This window comes from Paracoccus sp. SJTW-4 (assembly GCF_047716885.1).
GTDB lineage: Bacteria > Pseudomonadota > Alphaproteobacteria > Rhodobacterales > Rhodobacteraceae > Paracoccus > Paracoccus solventivorans.
The window spans coordinates 2,084,102-2,101,957 of the sequence record NZ_CP136681.1; the positions used below are offsets into that span (position 1 = coordinate 2,084,102).

The following is a 17,856-nucleotide window of genomic DNA, read 5'->3' on the forward strand; positions in this document are numbered from 1 at the left end:
CCAAGCTGGCGCTGGACGCGCGGGGGGCGGGCGGCTAAACCCGCGGGGCATTTCCCGCCACCCCTGCCCCGGAGTTCGTCCCATGCCCTATGATCCCGCCTCTAGCGAAAAGCGCTGGCAAGACGCGTGGGAAAAGGCGGGCAGTTTCCGCGCCGTGCGCGACCAGCGGCCCAAGTATTACGTGCTCGAGATGTTCCCCTATCCGTCCGGGCGCATCCACATGGGGCATGTGCGCAACTACACCATGGGCGACGTGGTAGCGCGGTATAAGCGCGCGCAGGGGTTTTCGGTGCTGCACCCGATGGGCTGGGACGCCTTCGGGATGCCGGCGGAAAACGCGGCGATGGAACAGGGCGGGCATCCGCGCGACTGGACCTATGGCAATATCGCCACCATGCGCGGGCAGCTGAAGCCGCTGGGGCTGAGCATCGACTGGAGCCGCGAGTTCGCCACCTGCGACGACGATTACGTGGCGCAACAGCAGGCGCTGTTTCTGGACATGCTGGACGCCGGGCTGATCTATCGCAAGGCCGCGGTGGTCAACTGGGACCCGGTGGACATGACCGTGCTGGCCAACGAGCAGGTGATCGACGGCAAGGGCTGGCGCTCGAACGCTCCGGTGGAACGGCGCGAACTGACGCAATGGTTCTTCCGCATCTCGGATTACGCCGAGGAATTGCTTGAGGCGATCGACGGGCTGGACGGCTGGCCGGAAAAGGTCCGGCTGATGCAGGCGAACTGGATCGGGCGTTCGCGCGGGTTGCAGTTCCGGTTCGACACCGTGGAGCGCCCGGATTTCCCGCAGATCGAGGTCTACACCACGCGGCCCGACACGCTGCTGGGGGCGTCCTTCGTGGCAATTTCGCCCGACCATCCGCTGGCCAAGGCGTTGGCGGAAACCAACCCGGCGCTGGCCGAGTTCGCGGCCGAGTTCCACAAGGGCGGCACCACCGAAGAGGCGATCGAGACCGCGGAAAAGCGCGGGCTGGACACCGGGGTGCGGGTGCGCCATCCGCTTGATCCCTTGTGGGAATTGCCGGTGTGGGTCGCCAATTTCGTGCTGATGGACTACGGCACCGGCGCACTGTTCGGCAGCCCCGCCCATGACCAGCGCGACCACGATTTCGCGGTGAAATACGCTCTGCCCATCCGCGCGACTTTTGGCCGGCCGGGAATGACCGAGGCCGAGGCCGACGCGCTGGTCGCGGCCGAGCCGTTCGTGCCCGCCAAGACCGACCCGGTGACCTATGTGCGCGGCTTTGCAGGCCAGCGCGATCAGACCGGCGAGGATGCGGTGGACGCCGCCATCGCCCATGCCGAAGCCGCCGGCTGGGGCGAGGGCGTGACCAAGTTCCGCCTGCGCGACTGGGGGATCTCGCGCCAGCGCTATTGGGGCTGCCCGATCCCGGTGGTGCATTGCGACAGCTGCGGCGTGGTGCCCGAGGCCAAGGACAAGCTGCCGGTGCTGCTGCCGCGCGACGTCAGCTTCGACCGCCCGGGCAACCCGCTGGACCGGCATCCCAGCTGGGCGCGGGCGACCTGCCCGAAATGCGGCGGGCCGGCGCGGCGGGAAACCGACACCATGGACACATTCGTCGATTCGTCCTGGTATTACGCGCGCTTTACCGCGCCCCATGCGACGACGCCGACCGTGGCCGAGGATGCGGCCTACTGGATGAACGTCGACCAGTATATCGGCGGCATCGAGCACGCGATCCTGCATCTGCTGTATTCGCGCTTTTTCGCGCGGGCGATGATCAAGACCGGCCACCTGCCCGAGACCGCACGCGAGCCCTTCGACGCGCTGTTCACTCAGGGCATGGTCACGCATGAGATCTACATGACCCGCGACGAGCGCGGCCGCCCGGTCTATCATCTGCCCGAGGATGTGACCGACGGGAAACTGGCCGACGGCACTCCGGTCCAGATCATCCCCTCGGCCAAGATGTCCAAGTCGAAAAAGAACGTCGTGGACCCGGTGGATATCGTCGCCAATTTCGGCGCCGACACCGCGCGCTGGTTCATGCTGTCGGACAGTCCCCCCGAACGCGACGTGGAATGGACCGCCTCGGGGGCCGAGGCGGCGGCCAAGTTCCTGGCCCGCGTCCATCGGCTGGCCGAGGATTCCGGCGCCGAGGACCGCCACGACCCGGGCCTGACCCGCGCCGCCCATCGCGCCATCGACGAGGTGACGCGGGCGATCGATGGATTCGCCTTCAACAAGGCGGTGGCCAAGATCTATGAGCTCGCCAACACGCTGGCGAAATCCCCGGCCTCGGGCGAGCCGAAGCGCGCGGTGCTGCGGCTGATGGCGCAGCTGATGGGGCCGATGGTGCCGCATCTGGCCGAGGATGTCTGGGCGCTGGCCGGGGGCGAGGGGCTGCTGGTCGATGCGCCCTGGCCCAAGGCCGACCCGGCGGCGCTGGTGGTCGACAGCATCACCCTGCCGATCCAGATCAACGGCAAGCGCCGCGGGGAAATCACCGTGCCCGCCGGCATGGACAAGGACGCGGTCGAGGCCGCGGTGCTGGCCGACGAATCCGTCCAGCGCCACCTGGCCGGGCAGGCGGTGAAAAAGCTGATCGTGGTGCCGGGGCGGATCGTCAATGTGGTCGTCTGAGCCTCGGCGCCTGTTTCTGGCACGGCTGGGCGGGCTGGCCGCACTGGCGGCGGTCCCCTCCTGCGGGTTCCAGCCGGTCTATGGCCCGGGCGGGGCGGGGACCAGGCTGCACGGGCGCGTCCGCATCGCCGAGCCGCGGACCCGCGACGATTATGCCTTCCTGCGCCGCCTGACCGAACGGCTGGGGCCTGACCAGTCCCCCTCCTATGATCTGGCCTATACGCTGCGGATCGCCTCGGTCGGGCAGGGGATCACCGCGGACGAGGTGACGACCCGCTATTCGCTGAACGGCACCGCCGCATTCACCCTGACCGACAGCGCCACCGGCGCGGTGGTGGCGCAGGGCGAGGTCAGCAATTTCTCAAGCCATTCGGCCGCGGGCAGCATCATCGCGACCACCGCCGCCGAACAGGACGCCCGCGACCGGCTGGCGGTGATGCTGGCCGACCAGGTGGTGACGCGGCTGCTGGCGATGGTGCCCTAGGGCATGATCCTCAAGGGCGCCGAGATCGCGCGCTATCTGGCGCGCCCCGACCCGACAAGGCCCGCGCTGCTGATCTACGGGCAGGACCCGATGCGGGTGGCGCTGAAGCGGGCCGAGGCGGTGGCCGCGCTGACCGGTCCGGGGGCGGATGAAGAAATGCGCCTGACCCGCCTCTCCGGCGCCGATCTGCGCAAGGACGGCGCCTCGCTGCTGGACGAGATCAAGGCGGTCGGGTTCTTTCCCGGCCCGCGGGTAGTGCTGGTCGAGGATGCGGGCGACACCGCCGCCCCCGCCATCGCCGCGGCGCTGGAGGACTGGACGCCGGGCGACGCGGTGATCGTGGTCACGGCGGGGGCGCTGGCCAAGTCCTCGGCGCTGCGCAAGCTGTTCGAGGCGCACAAGGCCGCCGTGGTCGCACCGATCTACGACGACCCGATGGGCGAGGACGAGATCGCGCGGCTGCTGGACGCGGCGGGGCTGCGCGCCGTGCCCCCTGCGGCGATGCGCGACCTGCTGGCGCTGGCCCGCGCCATTGAACCGGGCGATTTCCGGCAGGTTCTGGAAAAGATCGGGCTGTATAAATACGGCGACGATTCACCCCTGAGCTCCGAGGAAATCGCCGCACTCGCCCCCGCCACGGTCGAGGGCGACGTGGACAGCTTGATCGACGCGGTGGCCGACGGGCGCGCCGATGCCTTGGCGCCGCTGATGCAGCGGGTGGCGACGCAGGGCATCCTGCCGGTGACGATCTGCATCGCGGCGCTGCGGCATTTCCGGGCGCTGCACATGGCCGCCGCCGACCCCGGCGGGCCCGCGGCGGGGGTGGGGCGGTTGCGCCCGCCGGTCTGGGGGCCGCGGCGGGACCGGATGACCCGGCAGGCGCAGGCCTGGGGGATGCGGGCATTGGAAGACGCGCTGCGCCATCTGGTCGACACCGATCTGGCGCTGCGCTCATCCTCGCGCGCGCCGGCGGCGGCGGTGATGGAACGGGCGCTGATCCGGCTGGCGATGATGCCGCGGGGGCGGCGATGACCGAGGAGCTGCCGGCGCTGGTGATCGGCGCCGGTCCGGCGGGGCTGATGGCGGCCGAGGCGCTGGCGTCCGCCGGTCACCCGGTGGCGGTCGCCGAGGCGCTGCCCAGCCCGGCGCGCAAGTTCCTGATGGCCGGGAAATCCGGGCTGAACCTGACCCGGGACGAGGATGCGGCGGTGTTTGCGTCGCGGGTGCAGGGGGGCTCTGCCCCCGCGCTGCGCGCCCCCCCGGGATATTTGCATGATGAAGAACTGCGCGCGATCGTCGCCGGGTTCGGGCCGGCAGAGGTGAGTGCCTGGGCGCGTGGGCTGGGGGTCGAGCTGTTCACCGGCTCGACCTTGCGGGTGTTTCCGGTGGGCATGAAAGCCTCGCCGCTGCTGCGCGCATGGCTGCGGCGGCTGGCGGCGCAGGGGGTCGAGCTGCGGACCCGCTGGCGCTGGCAGGGGTTTTCGGGGGAGGCGCTGCGGTTCGACACGCCCGGGGGCGAGCGGCTGCTGCGGCCTCGGGTGACCGTGCTGGCGCTGGGGGGTGCGAGTTGGCCTCGGCTGGGCTCGGATGCGGCGTGGGTCGGCTGGCTGCGTGAAATGGGCGTCGCGGTGGCGCCGTTCCGACCGGCGAACATGGGGTTCCTTGTCGGCTGGTCGCCGGCGATGGCGCCGCATTTCGGTGCGGCGGTGAAAGGGGCGCGGCTGTCCGCGGGCGCCCTGTCCAGCCGCGGCGAGTGGGTGCTGACGCGGCAGGGGATCGAGGGCGGCGCGGTCTACGAGATCTCGGCCGCGCTGCGCGACGGGGCGGCGGGTGTGGTCGATCTCGCGCCCGATCTGGATGCCGAAACCCTGGCGGCCCGGCTGGCGCGGCCGCGCGGGCGGCTGTCGGTCGGCAACTGGCTGCGCCGGGTGCTGCGCGATCCGGTCAAGGTGGCGCTGCTGCTGGAATGGGGCCGGCCGCTGCCGGGCGACCCGGCGGCACTGGCCGCACTGACCAAGGCGCTGCCGCTGCGTGTGTCCGGTCCGGCGGGCCTCGACCGCGCGATCTCCTCGGCCGGCGGGGTGCGGCTGGAGGCGCTGACCCCGGCGCTGGAACTGCGCGCCCGTCCCGGCACCTTCGCCGCCGGCGAGATGCTGGATTGGGAGGCCCCGACCGGCGGCTATCTGCTGACCACCTGCCTGGCCACCGGCCGCCACGCCGGGCTGGCGGCGGCGCGGCGGCTGGGTGGCCCCTGACCTTGTTCCGGCCCCCGGCTGCGACCGCTTGACGCGCTGCGGCCGCGGGTGTCTGGTGCGCCGGTCCGTCAGGAGCGTTGACCCATGTCCCCTTCCCAGTCCCGGCTGTTCACCCCGATCCTGATCGGCGGCTGCATGATCCTGCTGATCAACTTTGCCATGCGGGCGAGTTTCGGCGTCTTCCAGATCCCCGTCGCCGAAACCTTCGGCTGGCCGCGGGCCGAGTTCAGCCTGGCGATCGCCATCCAGAACCTCGCCTGGGGCTTCGGGCAGCCGCTGTTCGGGGCGCTGGGGGAACGCTGGGGCGACCGCTGGGCGATCATCCTGGGCGCATTCCTCTACGCGCTGGGGCTGCTGATGACCGCCGTCGCCACCACCCCCGAGGCCATGCAGCTGTGGGAGGTCGCGGTCGGCTTCGGCATCGCCGGCACCGGCTTCGGCGTGGTGCTGGCGGTGATCGGGCGCGCGAGCAGCGACGAGAACCGCAGCCTCGCGCTGGGGATCGCCACCGCCGCGGGTTCGGCCGGGCAGGTGGTGGGGGCACCGCTGGCGCAGGGGCTGCTGGCGGTCCTGCCCTGGCAGCAGGTGTTCATGGTCTTTGCCGCGCTGGTGCTGACGGTGCTGCTGTTCCTGCCGATGCTGGGCAACACCAGGCCCGCGCCGAAACACGAGCTGGAAGAAAGCATGGGCAGCGTGCTCAAGCGCGCCATGGTCGACCCCAGCTTCCTGATGATCTTTGCCGGATTCTTTTCCTGCGGCTATCAGCTGGCCTTCATCACCGCGCATTTCCCCGCCATGATCACCGAGATGTGCGGCCCGATCTCGCCCGATGGCGGGCTGGCGGCGCTGGGGATCGGCACGACTTCGGCGCTGGGGGCGGCGTCACTGGCGTTGATCGGCATCGCCAATATCGGCGGGTCGATCATGGCCGGCTGGCTGGGCAAGAAATACAGCCGCAAATACCTGCTGGCCGGCATCTACACGCTGCGCACCATCATCGCGGCCTGGTTCATCCTGACCCCGATTACCCCCGCCACGGTGGTGGTGTTCTCGCTGGGAATGGGGGCGCTGTGGCTGGCGACGGTGCCGCTGACCTCGGGGCTGGTCGCCTATATCTACGGGCTGCGCTACATGGGGACGCTGTACGGTTTCGTGTTCCTGTCGCACCAGCTGGGGTCGTTCCTGGGGGTGTGGCTGGGCGGCTGGCTGTATGACGTCTATGGCGACTACACGGTGGTCTGGTGGGTGGGCGTGGGCGTCGGCGCGTTTTCGGCGCTGATCCACCTGCCGGTGCGCGAGGCGCCGGCGGGATTGACCCGCAGCACCGCCCCCGCCCAGTGAGGTGATCAGCCCTCGGCCACCGACAGGATCCAGGCGGCGGTCATCAGGTCCAGATGCGCGCCGCCGCCGTTCTTGGCGACGGTGATCTCGTGGTCCGAGCGGCGCGAATAGGCCCCCGCCGGCAGGTCGTAGAAATCGGCGAGGATGTCGCTTTCGCGGATCGCGCCCGCGTCGATCGGGATCTGGATTTCCCCGATATGGCCCAGGGTGGTGGCGCGGCTGTCGACGAACAGCCGGGCATTCTTCAGCAGATCATCGTCACCCTCGCGCATGTCCGGGCGAAAGGCGCCGATCAGGTCGACGTGGGTGCCGGGGGACAGCCACTCGCCGCGCAGCACCGGCTGGGTCGCCATGGTGGCGGTGGCGATGATTTCCGCGTCGCGCACCGCCGGTTCCAGATCGCGCACCGCTGTGGCCGAGACCCGCTGCGCCAGCGCCTCGGCCCCGGCGGGCGAGCGGTTCCAGATGCAGACCTGCGCGTCGGGGATCAGGGCGCGATAGGCGTGGACCATGCTTTCCGCGACAGCGCCCGCGCCGATCACCAGCACCCGCCGCGCATCAGGCCGCGCCAGCCGGCGCGCCGACAGCAGGCTGTCGCCGGCGGTCTTCCACTTGGTGACAAGGTGGAAATCGACCAGCGCCCGCAGCTGCCCGGTGGCATCATCCAGCAGGTTCACCACCCCGTTGACCACCGGCACCCCATGGTCGCGGTTGCCGGGAAAGATCGTGGCGGGCTTGATTGCCATGCCCATCCCGTCGATCCATGCGCTGCGGGTCAGCAGCGTATCCTCGCCGCGATGCAGGAAGCTGTCAGCAATTTCCGCGCGCGGCAGCTCGTGGCCCTGGGCCAGCGCGTCGGTCAGCGCCAGCCAGTCCAGCCTTGGTTCGATTTCGGGGCCGATGATCTGCATATGTCTCTCCGCCTGCGTGCGCAGGTCTAGACGCAACACGCTGCGCGTGCCAGAGCCTGCGACAGGAAGAAGCGGATGGACCCGATGAACCACGGGCAGGTCACGGTGCTGCTGGCGCTGTATCGGGGCGCGGCGTTCCTGCCGGCGCAGCTGGACAGCATCGCAGCACAGGACGCCGATTGGCGGCTGGTGGTCAGCGACGATCATCCCGACGCGGGCGCTGCGATCGTGCGCCGCTTTGCCGCTGCGCATCAGGGGCGGGTCGAGCTGCACGCGGGACCGGGGCGGGGGGCGGCGGCGAATTTCCTGTCCATGCTGGCGGCACTGCCCGCGCAGCCGGGGTTCGTGGCGCTGTCGGATCAGGACGACGTGTGGCTGGCGGGCAAGCTGTCGCGGGCGCTGGCCGCCTTGCACGCGGCGGGTGAGGCACCCGCGCTGTATTGTTCCCGCGCCACCATCTGCGATGCCGGGCTGCGCCCGCTGGGATTGACGCCGGCGCCCCGGCACCCACCCTCGTTCCGGCACGCGCTGGTGCAGAACCTGGTGCAGGGCAACACTGCGGTGCTGAACCCGGCCGCGGCCGCGCTGGCGCGGCAGGCGGCGCAGGGGGCGGGGGCCGGGGACGGGGTCCGCGCGGTGGTCATGCATGACTGGTGGCTTTACCAGCTTGTCAGCGGTGCGGGCGGGCGGGTGATCTGGGACCCGCACCCCTCGCTGCTGTATCGCCAGCACGGGGGCAACGTGGTCGGCGCCAATGCCGGGCTGCGTGCGCGGCTGGCCAGCGTCCGGCGGATGCTCTTGGGCCGTCACCGGGACTGGAGCCTTGCCACCCTGCACGAGATGCAGCGCCTGCGCCCGCTGCTGACCCCGGAACACCGCGCGGTGCTGGATGATTTCGCCGCGCTGTGCGGCCCCGGCGCGGGGGCGCGGCTGCGGGCGCTGCGGCGCGGGGGTTTTCACCGCCGCGACGCGCCTTCGCAGGCGCTGCTGTGGCTGGCGGCGGCGCTGGGGCGGGTATAGGGCGGGGGTCGGCACAGAGGGGCTTGCAACCGCCCGGGCGCTGCCCCAGCCTCCGCGCCGTCCCGACCGGAGATTTCATGCAGCTTTTCCTCAACCCCGGGCTGATCGCACTGACGCTCGGCTATACGCTCAGCCAGTTCTATCGCGCCTTCCTCGCCGTGCTCAGCCCCACGCTCGAGGCCGAGCTGGGCGCGAGCCCCGGCGATCTGGCGCTGTCATCGGGCATGTGGTTCATCGCCTTCGCGCTGATGCAGCTGCCGGTGGGCTGGGCGCTGGACCGGATCGGGCCGCGGCGCACGGCGGCCGCGGCGCTGGCGCTGGGGGGAGGCGGCGGCGCGGCGGTGTTCGCGCTGGCCACGCAACCCTGGCACCTGCATCTGGCGATGGGGCTGATCGGCGCGGGCTGCGCGCCGGCGCTGATGGCGGCCTATTACATCATCGCCCACGACTATCCGCGCCACGTGTTTGCCGCGCTGACCGGGATGATGATCGGGCTGGGCTCACTGGGCAATATCCTGGGCGCGGCGCCGCTGGTCGAGCTGATCCACGCCGTCGGCTGGCGGCAGTCGCTGTGGCTGCTGGCGGCGGTCACGCTGCTGGTGGCGGCGATGGAATGGGTGGTGGTGCGCGATCCACGCCACGAAGGCACGCCGCCCCGCGGCAGCATCCTCGACATCCTGCGGCTGCGGGTGCTGTGGCTGATGCTGCCGCTGTTCGCGACCAGCTATGCCGCCTCGGCCGCAATCCGGGGGCTGTGGGCCGCGCCCTATCTGCAGGACGTGTTCGGCGCCGACGACATCGCCATCGGCCGCGCGACGCTGGTGATGGGGATCGCGATGGTGATCGGCAATCTGGCGCTGGGGATCGGGATCCGGGTGTTCGGCTCGGCCCGGCGCGCGGCGCTGGCGGGACATGCGGTGGCGCTGGCCTCGCTGGGGCTGCTGTGCCTGATGCCCGGGCACAGCGTCGCGCTGTCGGTGGCGCTTCTGGGGCTGATCGGGCTGGTGGGGGCGAATTATTCCATGCTGATGGCCGATGCGCGGCTGCATCTGCCGCAACATCTGGTGGGGCGGGGGGTGACCTTCCTCAACATGATCTCGATCGGCGGGGCGGGGATCATGCAGTTCGCCTCGCGCCCGCTGTATCAGTCGGCGCAGGGGCTGGCGGGGGCGGCGCCGTATATGGTGCTGTTCCTGTTCTTCCTGCTGCCGATGGCGCTGGGAACCCTGCTCTACATGACCACCCCCGAGGCGAGCCATGATTGAACCGGACCGGATCGAGGTCGTCGCCCCCAACCTCAAGCGGCGGCTGTCGGGGGTCACCGCCACGGTGGTGCGGCTGATCCCGGTGCAGGCGCGGATGATCGGCATCGTCGCGACCGGGCCGGGGCTGCCGCCCGAACTGCCGCATATCCCGTTGGCCCGCGCCGCCACCCTGCCCCGCGACCGCTGGCGGGTCTGGCACGCGCGCCGCAACACCGAAATGGCGCTGGGGCTGATCCTGCGCCACCTGCTGCGGCGGCGCTATCGGCTGCTGTTCACCAGCGCGGCGCAGCGGCGCCATACCGGCTTCACCCGTTGGCTGATCCGCCGGCAAGAGGCGCTGATCGCCACCTCGCCGCAGGCCGCGTCCTATCTGGAGCGTCCAGCGACGGTGATCCTGCACGGGGTCGATACCGCGGTGTTCCACCCCGCCGCCGACCGCGCCGCCCTGCGGCGCGAGCTGGGGCTGGACCCCGATGCGGTGCTGATCGGCTGTTTCGGGCGGGTGCGGGCGCAAAAGGGTGTGGACCTGCTGGTCGAGGCCGCCTTGCAAGTGTTCCCCCGGCACCCGCGCGCGCAGTTGCTGTTCAGCGGCCGCATCACCCCCGACAACCGCGGCTTTGCCGATGCGCTGATCGCCCGCGCCAACGCCGCCGGGCTGGGCGACCGCATCCGCTTTCTGGGCGAAATCCCGTGGGACCGCGTCGTGCAGCTCTATCGCACGCTGGACCTGTTCGCGGCCCCGGCGCGGTGGGAGGGCTTCGGCCTGACCCCGCTCGAGGCGATGGCCAGCGGCGTGCCGGTGATCGCCGCCCGCGTCGGCGCCTATGAAACGCTGATCCGCGACGGCGAGACCGGCACCCTGATCCCCCGCGACGATGCCGGGGCGCTGGCCGCGGCGCTGGACCGCTGGCTGTCCGACGACGCCGGCCGCGAGGCCGCAGGCCGCGCCGCCCGCGCCCATGTCGAGGCGCATCACGCCATCGAGGACGAGGCAAGCGCCATCGTCGGCGTCTATCGGCAGCTGCTGGGGGACCGGCCATGAACCGGCTGCGCTTCCTGCTGGCGCGCACCCTGCGGGACGAGGCCGCACTGGCCGCGCTGTCGGTGCCGCAGACAGAGCTGCTGGCGGCGGCGGCGGGGCGCGACATCGCGCTGGTCGGCAACGCCCGCTCGCTGTCCGGGCAGCGCCACGGCGCCGCCATCGACGCCTCGGGGCTGGTGATGCGGATCAACCGCGCTCCGATGCCCGCGCCGGAAAGCCACGGCAGCCGCACCGACTGGCTGGCGCTGGCCGTGCGCCTGCCGGATGCGGATCGCCAGCGGCTGCACCCCGGTCGCATCCTGTGGATGTCGCCCAAGCGCAAGCGGCTGGACTGGCGCACCGCGCGCAGCAAGGGGTTCTACCTGCACCCGCTGGCGGATTACCGGGCGCTGGCGGCGGAACTGGGCGCCCCGCCCAGCACCGGGATCATGGCGATCGAGCTGCTGCTGCGCGCCCAGCCCGCACGGCTGACGCTGTACGGGTTCGACTTCTTCGCCTCAAAATCGCTGTCGGGGTCGCGCAATGCCGCGCAGGTGCCCCATGATTTCGCGGCCGAGGCTGAATGGGTCCGCGCCCGCGCCGCCGCCGACCCGCAGCTGCGGATCGCCTGATCCGCGGGATCATCCCGGCCCCGGGTCCTCGTCCCAGATCTCGGTCAGCGAGCGGTTGCCGATCCGCATCAGCCGCCCCAGCGTCGCGGCCAGCCCGATGTCGTCGCGCCGCTCGGCGCAGACCGCCACGTCCACCGCCACCCCGGCCAGCGAGGTCATTCCCAGCTGCCAGGCCAGCCGCGCCAGCATCTCGGCCCGCATCGCCAGCGCCGCCGCATCGCCCGCCGCCGCCGCCGCGCGCAGGTCCTGCAGCCCTCGCGCCAGCTGTTCCAGCGCCAGCGTCAGCACGTCATGCGCCGCGGTCTCGCCCAGCTCGTCCACGATCTCGGCCAGCCGGCGCGAATCGATCTGCACCTTTTCCGTCATGGTCAGAACCGTCAGCTCCGCCATCGCCCACCCCGCCAATCCTTGCGCCCCGTGTCCCCACACGTCCGGGCAGACTAGGCGCGGGTGCCTCAAGAAATCCTTACCGGAACCGGCAGAAATCGCTCGCAGTTTAGGGATCGGGACACTATCCAGAACCGCGACAAGCAAAACGAGGCCCCCATGACGATCCGTCCGCTGCCCCAATACCTCGTCCAGCGCTACCATGGCTGGCACGCCACCACCTATGCCGACAACAGCGCATGGTACCGGCGACTGGCGGACGAGGGGCAGCGCCCGCGGGCGATGGTGATTTCCTGCTGCGATTCGCGGGTGCATGTCACCTCGATCTTCGGGGCGGACACGGGCGAGTTCTTCATCCACCGCAACATCGCCAACCTGGTGCCGCCCTATGCGCCGGACGGCGAACAGCACGGCACCTCGGCGGCGGTGGAATATGCGGTGCGCGAGCTGCATGTGTCGCATCTGATCGTGATGGGCCACAGCCAGTGCGGCGGCATCGCCGGCTGCCATGCGATGTGTTCGGGACAGGCGCCCGAGCTGGACGAGGCCACCAGCTTCGTCGGCCGCTGGATGGACATCCTGCGCCCCGGCTACGAACGCGTGGCCAACCTGCCGCCCGAGGAGCAGATCCCGGCGCTGGAACAGGTGGCGGTGCGGGTGTCGCTGGAAAACCTGCTGACCTTTCCCTTTGTCGCCGCGGCGGTCGAGGCGCGCGAACTGTCGCTGCACGGGCTGCTGCACGACATCCGCACCGGCCAGCTGACCATGATCGGCGAGGACGGGCGCTTCGTGCCGGTCTGAGGCACCCGCATCCTCTCTGCCGCAAATCTGGTATGCCAGATTGCGCGTTGTCCCGGGCCGCGCTAGGGTTCGCCGGACAACGGGCAAGAGGTGTTTCGTGAAACTGCTGCGCTATGGACCGGCGGGCCGGGAAAAGCCGGGGATGCTGGATGATCAGGGGCAGGTGCGCGACCTGTCGGGGCATGTCGCCGACATCGCGGACGAGGTGTTGACCCCGCAGGGGCTGGCGCGGCTGCGCGCGCTGGACCCGCAGGCGCTGCCGCTGGTCGCGGGCACGCCGCAGCAGGAGCTGCGGCTGGGCCCCTGCGTCGGGCTGGTGCGCAAGTTCATCGCCATCGGGCTGAACTACGCCGACCACGCCGCCGAATCGGGGATGCCGGTCCCGGACGAGCCGGTGGTGTTCAACAAGTGGTCCAGCTGCATCACCGGCCCCGACGACGACATCCGCATCCCCCGCGGCTCGGAAAAGACCGATTGGGAGGTCGAGCTGGGCGTGGTCATCGGGGCCCCGGCCAGCGACGTGTCCGAGGCCGAGGCCATGGCCCATGTCGCCGGCTATTGCGTGGTCAACGACGTCAGCGAGCGCCACTGGCAGCTGGAACGCGGCGCCACCTGGGACAAGGGCAAGGGCTTCGACAGCTTCGGCCCCATCGGTCCCTGGATGGTCACCGCCGACGAGATCGCCGACCCGCAGGCGCTGGCAATGTGGCTCGAGGTGGACGGGCGGCGCTTTCAGGACGGCTCGACCGCGACCATGGTGTTCGGGGTGGCGGCGCTGGTCAGCTATTGCTCGCGGCTGATGACGCTGATGCCGGGCGACATCATCACCACCGGCACGCCCCCGGGCGTCGGCATGGGGCAGACGCCGCCGGTCTATCTGAAGGGCGGCGAGACCGTCACCCTGGGGATCGAGGGGCTGGGCCGGCAGACGCAGCGGGTCGTGGCGCCCAGATGACCGAGGCCCGGCTGCGCGAGACCCTGTGCGAGCTGGCCGCCTCGCTGTTCGCGCGCGGGCTGACGCATGGCTCGACCGGGAACATCTCGGCGCGGACGGCGGATGGCGGGCTGCTGGTCTCGCCCACCGGCACCAGCTTCGGACGGCTGGACCCGGCGCGGCTGGCGCGGTTCGACGCGGCCGGGCGACACATCGGCGGCGACAGGCCGACCAAGGAAATGCCGCTGCACCGCGCCTTTTACGACACTCGCGAGGGGGCGGGGGCGGTGGTGCATCTGCACTCCTGCCACTCGGTCGCGCTGTCGGCGCTGCCGGTGGCCGACCCCGGGGATTTCCTGCCGCCGCTGACCCCCTATGCCGTGATGCAGCTGGGGCGGGTGCGGCTGCTGCCCTATTTCCGCCCCGGCGACCCGGCGATGGGGGATGCGGTGCGCGAGCTGGGCGGGCGCCACGCGGCGGTGATGCTGGCCAACCACGGCCCCGTTGTCGCCGGCCGCAGCGTCGAGGCCGCCTGCGACGCCATCGAAGAGCTGGAGGCCACCGCAAGGCTGGCGCTGATGCTGCACGGGCTGCCCGCGCGCGGGCTGACCTCGGCGCAGGTGGCCGAGCTGCTGGCCGCGCGCGGGGATACGGGCTGATGGCGCGGTTTTCGGCCAATCTGGGCTTCCTGTGGACGGAACTGCCGCTGCCCGACGCGATCCGCGCCGCCGCCCGCGCCGGCTTCGACGCGGTGGAATGCCACTGGCCCCATGCCGACCCGGCGGCCGACCCGGCCGCGATCCGCGCGGCGCTGGCCGAGACCGGGCTGGAAATGCTGGGCCTGAACACCCTGCGCGGCGATCCGGGCGAGAACGGCCTGTCCGCCCTGCCCGGGCGCGAGGCCGAGGCGCGGGCCGAGATCGACCGCGCACTGGCGTTCGCCGCCGGCATCGGCTGCCGCGCCGTGCATGTGATGGCCGGGTTTGCGCAAGGTGCACAGGCCGAGGCGGCGTTCCGCGACAACCTCGACTACGCCTGCCGCGCCGCCGCGGCGCAGGGGGCGTTGGTGCTGATCGAGCCGCTGAACCATTACGACGCGCCGGGATATTTCCTCAACCGCTCGGATCAGGCGGCAGCGCTGATCGCGCAGCTGGGCCACGACAACCTGCGGCTGATGTTCGACTGCTACCACCTGCAGGTGATGGAGGGCGACATCTCGCGCCGCTTGCAGCGGCTGTTGCCGGTGATCGGCCATGTGCAGATCGCCTCGGTCCCCGACCGCGGCCCGCCCGACCATGGCGAGCTGGACTACCGCCATGTCTGCGCGCTGCTGGACGGGCTGGGCTGGGACCGGCCGCTGGGGGCGGAATACCGGCCCCCGGGGCCGACCGGGGACAGCCTGGGCTGGCTGGCGGCGCTGCGCGCGGTGTGAGCCGTCGCGCAGGCGGTCGGGCTGGGCCCCAAGGCGGGTATTTGGGCCAGAAAGAAGTCCCTGTCGGGTTGAGGGCTGCTAGCGCGGTTCCGCGGCCAGGGCGACGCGGAGGCCATCGCGGCGGATGGTTCCCAGCAGGTCGCGGGTGGTGTCGTTGAAGCCGCGGTTGCCGGTCAGCGCCGCGGGCGCCAACCCGGGCAGCGCCAGCACCGAGGCGACCAGCGCGCCGTCATCCGCCCCGGCCCGCTGCGCCAGATCCAGCAGCGCCGCGCCGCGGGGGTCGTCGGGGGTCTGGCCCGCGGTCGCCAGCTGCACCAGCCACGCCAGCCAGACGGCGGTGGCAAAGGCAAACGGGCGCGGGTCAGCGCCCGCAGACAGCGCCTCGGCGGCGGGGGCGAACCAGCGCTGCGGCAGTTTCTCGGTCCCGTCCATGGCGATCTGGCGGGTCTGGTGGGCGATGGCGGGGTTGGCAAAACGCGCCATCAGTGCCCGTGCATAGGCCGCGGGGTCGAGCCCGGCGCCGCGGGGCAGCGTCGCGCCCGCGGCCTGCATGTGGCGGCGGATCAGCGGCGCCAGCTCCGGGTCGGCCACCGCCTCGCGCACATGCGGCAGGTCCAGCAGCTGCCCGGCATAGGCGATCAGCGAATGGGCGCCGTTCAGCATCCGCAGCTTCATCGCCTCATGCGCGCGCACGTCGGTGACCAGTTGGGCGCCGCCGGCCTCCCACGCGGGGCGGCCCTGGGGGAAGTGATCCTCGATCACCCATTGGCTGAAGGGCTCGGTCTCGACGCAGGCAAGATCGCGGTGGCCGGTCAGCGCCTGCACGTCGGCCAGGGTTTGCCGGGTCACCGCCGGGGTGATGCGGTCGACCATGGTGGCGGGAAAGGCCACGAGATCGGCAATGCGGGCCGCAAGGTCCGGGTCGCGGCGGCGGGCAAAGCCCAGCACGCCCGCGCGCAGCAGCGCCCCGTTGTCGGGCAGGTTGTCGCAGCACAGCACGGTGAACGGCGCCACCCCCGCCGCCAATCGCGCGGCCAGCGCGGCGGTGATGATCCCCAGCACCCCCTGCGGCGCCTGCGGCTGCGCCAGGTCATGTGCCACCGCGTGATGCGCCGGGTCCGCGTCCATCGCGGCGCGGTCGATGCCATAGGCCTTTTCCGAGACGGTCAGCGACAGGATGCGGATCGCGGGGTCGCAGGCGGCGCGCAGGATCGTCGCGGGGTCGCCGCCGATCGCGGGGCCATGGGCGCCGATCACCCGCGCACGGTTCTGGGGGCCGCGTTCCAGCACCGTGTACAGCCCGTCCTGCGCGTTCAGCGCCTGCGCGATGTCGCGACTGCGAAGGTTGGCGCCAAGGATGCGCCAATCGCCGCCCTCGGCCGCCAGCGCGTCGTCGGTATAGACCGCCTGATGGGCGCGGTGGAATGCGCCGAGACCCAGATGCAGGATGCCGAACCCATGCGCCGCGCGGTCATAGCCGGGGCGGGCCACCCCCGGCGGCAGGTCGTCGAGCCGCGTCAGGCGCGGGCTCATACCCGCGCCCCGTGGGCCAGCGCCATTTCCACCCCGCGCAGCTCGGCCAGCCCCTTCAGCCGCCCGATGGCGGGATAGCCGGGCTGGCCGCCGCGGCCGATGTCGTCCAGGATGTCCTGCCCGTGGTCGGGGCGCATGGGAATGTTCCAGTCGGCGCGGCCCGCCTCGCGACGGCGCTTTTCCTCGCGCAGGACGGCGGCGACCAGCGCCACCATGTCGGTCTGGCCGGCCAGATGCTCATCCTCGAAGAACGAGCCGCGGATCGCGTCGCTGTCGCGGCGGACGTTGCGCAGGTGCAGGAAATGCACGCGGTCACCCAGCCGCTCCATCATGCCCGGCAGGTCGTTGTCCGGTCGCGCCCCCAGCGAGCCCGAGCACAGCGTGATCCCGTTCGCGGGCAGGTCCACCGCGGCCATGCGCTCGGCGTAATCGGCCTCGGTCGACATGACGCGGGGCAGGCCCAGCAGCGGGAAGGGCGGGTCGTCGGGGTGGCAGCACAGCCGCATCCCGATGTCCTGCGCGACCGGGGCCACCTGTTCCAGGAAGTCGTGGAAATTGCGGCGCAGCACCGCGTCGGTGACGGGGGCATAGCTGTCCAGCAGCGCCCGCACGTCCTCGAGCGTGAAATGCTCGGCCGCGCCGGGCAGACCGAAGACCACGTTGCCGGCCAGCTCTTCGCGCCTTGCGTCGTCCATGGCGGCAAAGCGGCGGGCGGCCTCGTCGCGGATCTCCTCGGGGAAGTCCTCGGCCGCGCCCTTGCGCTGCAGGATATGGATGTCGAAGGCGGCGAAATCGGTGAAGTCGAAGCGCATGCAGCGCGCGCCGTTGGGGCGCCGCCACGCCAGGTCGGTGCGGGTCCAGTCCAGCACCGGCATGAAGTTGTAGCACAGCACCTCGATGCCAGCGTCGCGCAGGTGGCGCATCGAGGTGATCCAGTTGGCAATATGCTCGCGCCAGTCGCCGGTCTGGGTCTTGATCGCTTCGCTGACCGGCAGGCTTTCGACCACCTCCCACTTCAGCCCCGAGGGTGCGCCGTCGGCCATCGCAGCGATCTCGGCCTGGCGGCGGGCGATCTCCGCCGGGGTCCAGACCGTCCCGGTGGGGACGTGGTGCAGGGCGGTCACGACGCCCTGCACCCCCGCCTGCATCATGTCGTCGATCGAAACCCGATCCTTGGGGCCGAACCAGCGCCAGGTATGTCGCATTAAGTCAGTGTCCTT

At 71.3% G+C, this 17,856-nt stretch carries 17 protein-coding genes; 13 read left to right on the forward strand and 4 right to left on the reverse strand.

Going from position 1 to position 17,856, the window contains the following annotated elements:
- Positions 1-82: 82 nt before the first annotated feature.
- The 5 genes from leuS to RSP45_RS10185 all read left to right on the forward strand — a co-directional run bounded on the left by leuS (position 83) and on the right by RSP45_RS10185 (position 6,700).
- On the forward strand, positions 83-2,620 hold the full coding sequence (gene leuS, locus RSP45_RS10165; RefSeq protein WP_415391846.1) for a leucine--tRNA ligase: 2,538 nt from the start codon (positions 83-85) through the stop codon (positions 2,618-2,620).
- Positions 2,607-3,104 carry an LPS assembly lipoprotein LptE gene (gene lptE / locus RSP45_RS10170; protein WP_415391847.1) on the forward strand — a complete coding sequence of 166 codons (498 nt, stop codon included), beginning with the start codon at positions 2,607-2,609 and terminating at the stop codon, positions 3,102-3,104. Before leuS ends, lptE begins: the two co-directional genes overlap by 14 nt.
- Before the next feature lie 3 nt (positions 3,105-3,107).
- Positions 3,108-4,136 (forward strand): DNA polymerase III subunit delta, encoded by a 1,029-nt coding sequence (gene holA, locus RSP45_RS10175; protein WP_415391848.1) that lies wholly within the window; start codon positions 3,108-3,110, stop codon positions 4,134-4,136.
- Complete coding sequence (locus RSP45_RS10180) at positions 4,133-5,359, forward strand: NAD(P)/FAD-dependent oxidoreductase (RefSeq protein ID WP_415391849.1); 1,227 nt, start codon at positions 4,133-4,135, stop codon at positions 5,357-5,359. Before holA ends, RSP45_RS10180 begins: the two co-directional genes overlap by 4 nt.
- Positions 5,360-5,443: 84 nt before the next feature.
- Complete coding sequence (locus RSP45_RS10185; protein WP_415391850.1) at positions 5,444-6,700, forward strand: MFS transporter; 1,257 nt, start codon at positions 5,444-5,446, stop codon at positions 6,698-6,700.
- A 5-nt stretch (positions 6,701-6,705) separates the two neighbouring features.
- Here the strand turns inward: RSP45_RS10185 and RSP45_RS10190 are convergent, their stop codons facing one another.
- On the reverse strand, positions 6,706-7,611 hold the full coding sequence (locus RSP45_RS10190) for an ornithine cyclodeaminase family protein (RefSeq protein WP_415391851.1): 906 nt from the start codon (positions 7,609-7,611) through the stop codon (positions 6,706-6,708).
- Between the two features lie 75 nt (positions 7,612-7,686).
- On the opposite strand from RSP45_RS10190, the gene RSP45_RS10195 reads away from it, so the two are divergent.
- From RSP45_RS10195 to RSP45_RS10210, 4 genes are all read left to right on the forward strand, one after another.
- Positions 7,687-8,631 carry a glycosyltransferase gene (locus tag RSP45_RS10195; protein ID WP_415391852.1) on the forward strand — a complete coding sequence of 315 codons (945 nt, stop codon included), beginning with the start codon at positions 7,687-7,689 and terminating at the stop codon, positions 8,629-8,631.
- A 77-nt stretch (positions 8,632-8,708) separates the two neighbouring features.
- Positions 8,709-9,896: an MFS transporter gene (locus RSP45_RS10200; RefSeq protein WP_415391853.1), complete on the forward strand. Its 1,188-nt coding sequence runs from the start codon at positions 8,709-8,711 to the stop codon at positions 9,894-9,896.
- On the forward strand, positions 9,889-10,938 hold the full coding sequence (locus tag RSP45_RS10205) for a glycosyltransferase family 4 protein (protein WP_415391854.1): 1,050 nt from the start codon (positions 9,889-9,891) through the stop codon (positions 10,936-10,938). Before RSP45_RS10200 ends, RSP45_RS10205 begins: the two co-directional genes overlap by 8 nt.
- On the forward strand, positions 10,935-11,549 hold the full coding sequence (locus RSP45_RS10210; protein ID WP_415391855.1) for a glycosyltransferase family 29 protein: 615 nt from the start codon (positions 10,935-10,937) through the stop codon (positions 11,547-11,549). The genes RSP45_RS10205 and RSP45_RS10210 overlap by 4 nt, the downstream gene beginning before the upstream one ends.
- A gap of 9 nt (positions 11,550-11,558) precedes the next feature.
- Here the strand turns inward: RSP45_RS10210 and RSP45_RS10215 are convergent, their stop codons facing one another.
- The gene (locus RSP45_RS10215; RefSeq protein ID WP_415391856.1) at positions 11,559-11,939 is read right to left on the reverse strand and encodes a hypothetical protein; all 381 of its coding nucleotides are present in this window, start codon (positions 11,937-11,939) and stop codon (positions 11,559-11,561) included.
- Positions 11,940-12,095: 156 nt separating this feature from the next.
- Here RSP45_RS10215 and RSP45_RS10220 point away from each other — a divergent pair, with 156 nt between their 5' ends.
- The 4 genes from RSP45_RS10220 to RSP45_RS10235 all read left to right on the forward strand — a co-directional run bounded on the left by RSP45_RS10220 (position 12,096) and on the right by RSP45_RS10235 (position 15,103).
- Positions 12,096-12,737, forward strand: a complete 642-nt coding sequence (locus RSP45_RS10220) for a carbonic anhydrase (protein ID WP_415391857.1) — start codon at positions 12,096-12,098, stop codon at positions 12,735-12,737.
- Between the two features lie 97 nt (positions 12,738-12,834).
- Positions 12,835-13,692: a fumarylacetoacetate hydrolase family protein gene (locus tag RSP45_RS10225; RefSeq protein WP_415391858.1), complete on the forward strand. Its 858-nt coding sequence runs from the start codon at positions 12,835-12,837 to the stop codon at positions 13,690-13,692.
- The gene (otnC, locus tag RSP45_RS10230; RefSeq protein ID WP_415391859.1) at positions 13,689-14,330 is read left to right on the forward strand and encodes a 3-oxo-tetronate 4-phosphate decarboxylase; all 642 of its coding nucleotides are present in this window, start codon (positions 13,689-13,691) and stop codon (positions 14,328-14,330) included. The genes RSP45_RS10225 and otnC overlap by 4 nt, the downstream gene beginning before the upstream one ends.
- Positions 14,330-15,103 (forward strand): hydroxypyruvate isomerase family protein, encoded by a 774-nt coding sequence (locus RSP45_RS10235; RefSeq protein WP_415391860.1) that lies wholly within the window; start codon positions 14,330-14,332, stop codon positions 15,101-15,103. Before otnC ends, RSP45_RS10235 begins: the two co-directional genes overlap by 1 nt.
- 78 nt (positions 15,104-15,181) lie before the next feature.
- Here RSP45_RS10235 and RSP45_RS10240 read toward each other — a convergent pair whose 3' ends face one another.
- Together RSP45_RS10240 and uxuA are read right to left on the reverse strand one after the other, a co-directional pair.
- Positions 15,182-16,636, reverse strand: a complete 1,455-nt coding sequence (locus tag RSP45_RS10240; protein WP_415391861.1) for a mannitol dehydrogenase family protein — start codon at positions 16,634-16,636, stop codon at positions 15,182-15,184.
- A complete protein-coding gene (gene uxuA, locus RSP45_RS10245) occupies positions 16,633-17,841 on the reverse strand; it encodes a mannonate dehydratase (protein ID WP_415391862.1) in 1,209 nt (402 codons plus the stop codon). The genes RSP45_RS10240 and uxuA overlap by 4 nt, the downstream gene beginning before the upstream one ends.
- Positions 17,842-17,856 lie beyond the last annotated feature (15 nt).

What these genes read in the sequence shown, in the direction of transcription:
- leuS (WP_415391846.1), top strand. Translation starts at nt 83, where the DNA reads ATGCCCTATGATCCCGCCTCTAGCGAAAAGCGCTGGCAAGACGCGTGG.
- lptE (WP_415391847.1), top strand. Translation starts at nt 2,607, where the DNA reads ATGTGGTCGTCTGAGCCTCGGCGCCTGTTTCTGGCACGGCTGGGCGGG.
- holA (WP_415391848.1), top strand. Translation starts at nt 3,108, where the DNA reads ATGATCCTCAAGGGCGCCGAGATCGCGCGCTATCTGGCGCGCCCCGAC.
- RSP45_RS10180 (WP_415391849.1), top strand. Translation starts at nt 4,133, where the DNA reads ATGACCGAGGAGCTGCCGGCGCTGGTGATCGGCGCCGGTCCGGCGGGG.
- RSP45_RS10185 (WP_415391850.1), top strand. Translation starts at nt 5,444, where the DNA reads ATGTCCCCTTCCCAGTCCCGGCTGTTCACCCCGATCCTGATCGGCGGC.
- RSP45_RS10190 (WP_415391851.1), bottom strand. Translation starts at nt 7,611, where the DNA reads ATGCAGATCATCGGCCCCGAAATCGAACCAAGGCTGGACTGGCTGGCG.
- RSP45_RS10195 (WP_415391852.1), top strand. Translation starts at nt 7,687, where the DNA reads ATGGACCCGATGAACCACGGGCAGGTCACGGTGCTGCTGGCGCTGTAT.
- RSP45_RS10200 (WP_415391853.1), top strand. Translation starts at nt 8,709, where the DNA reads ATGCAGCTTTTCCTCAACCCCGGGCTGATCGCACTGACGCTCGGCTAT.
- RSP45_RS10205 (WP_415391854.1), top strand. Translation starts at nt 9,889, where the DNA reads ATGATTGAACCGGACCGGATCGAGGTCGTCGCCCCCAACCTCAAGCGG.
- RSP45_RS10210 (WP_415391855.1), top strand. Translation starts at nt 10,935, where the DNA reads ATGAACCGGCTGCGCTTCCTGCTGGCGCGCACCCTGCGGGACGAGGCC.
- RSP45_RS10215 (WP_415391856.1), bottom strand. Translation starts at nt 11,939, where the DNA reads ATGGCGGAGCTGACGGTTCTGACCATGACGGAAAAGGTGCAGATCGAT.
- RSP45_RS10220 (WP_415391857.1), top strand. Translation starts at nt 12,096, where the DNA reads ATGACGATCCGTCCGCTGCCCCAATACCTCGTCCAGCGCTACCATGGC.
- otnC (WP_415391859.1), top strand. Translation starts at nt 13,689, where the DNA reads ATGACCGAGGCCCGGCTGCGCGAGACCCTGTGCGAGCTGGCCGCCTCG.
- RSP45_RS10235 (WP_415391860.1), top strand. Translation starts at nt 14,330, where the DNA reads ATGGCGCGGTTTTCGGCCAATCTGGGCTTCCTGTGGACGGAACTGCCG.
- RSP45_RS10240 (WP_415391861.1), bottom strand. Translation starts at nt 16,636, where the DNA reads ATGAGCCCGCGCCTGACGCGGCTCGACGACCTGCCGCCGGGGGTGGCC.
- uxuA (WP_415391862.1), bottom strand. Translation starts at nt 17,841, where the DNA reads ATGCGACATACCTGGCGCTGGTTCGGCCCCAAGGATCGGGTTTCGATC.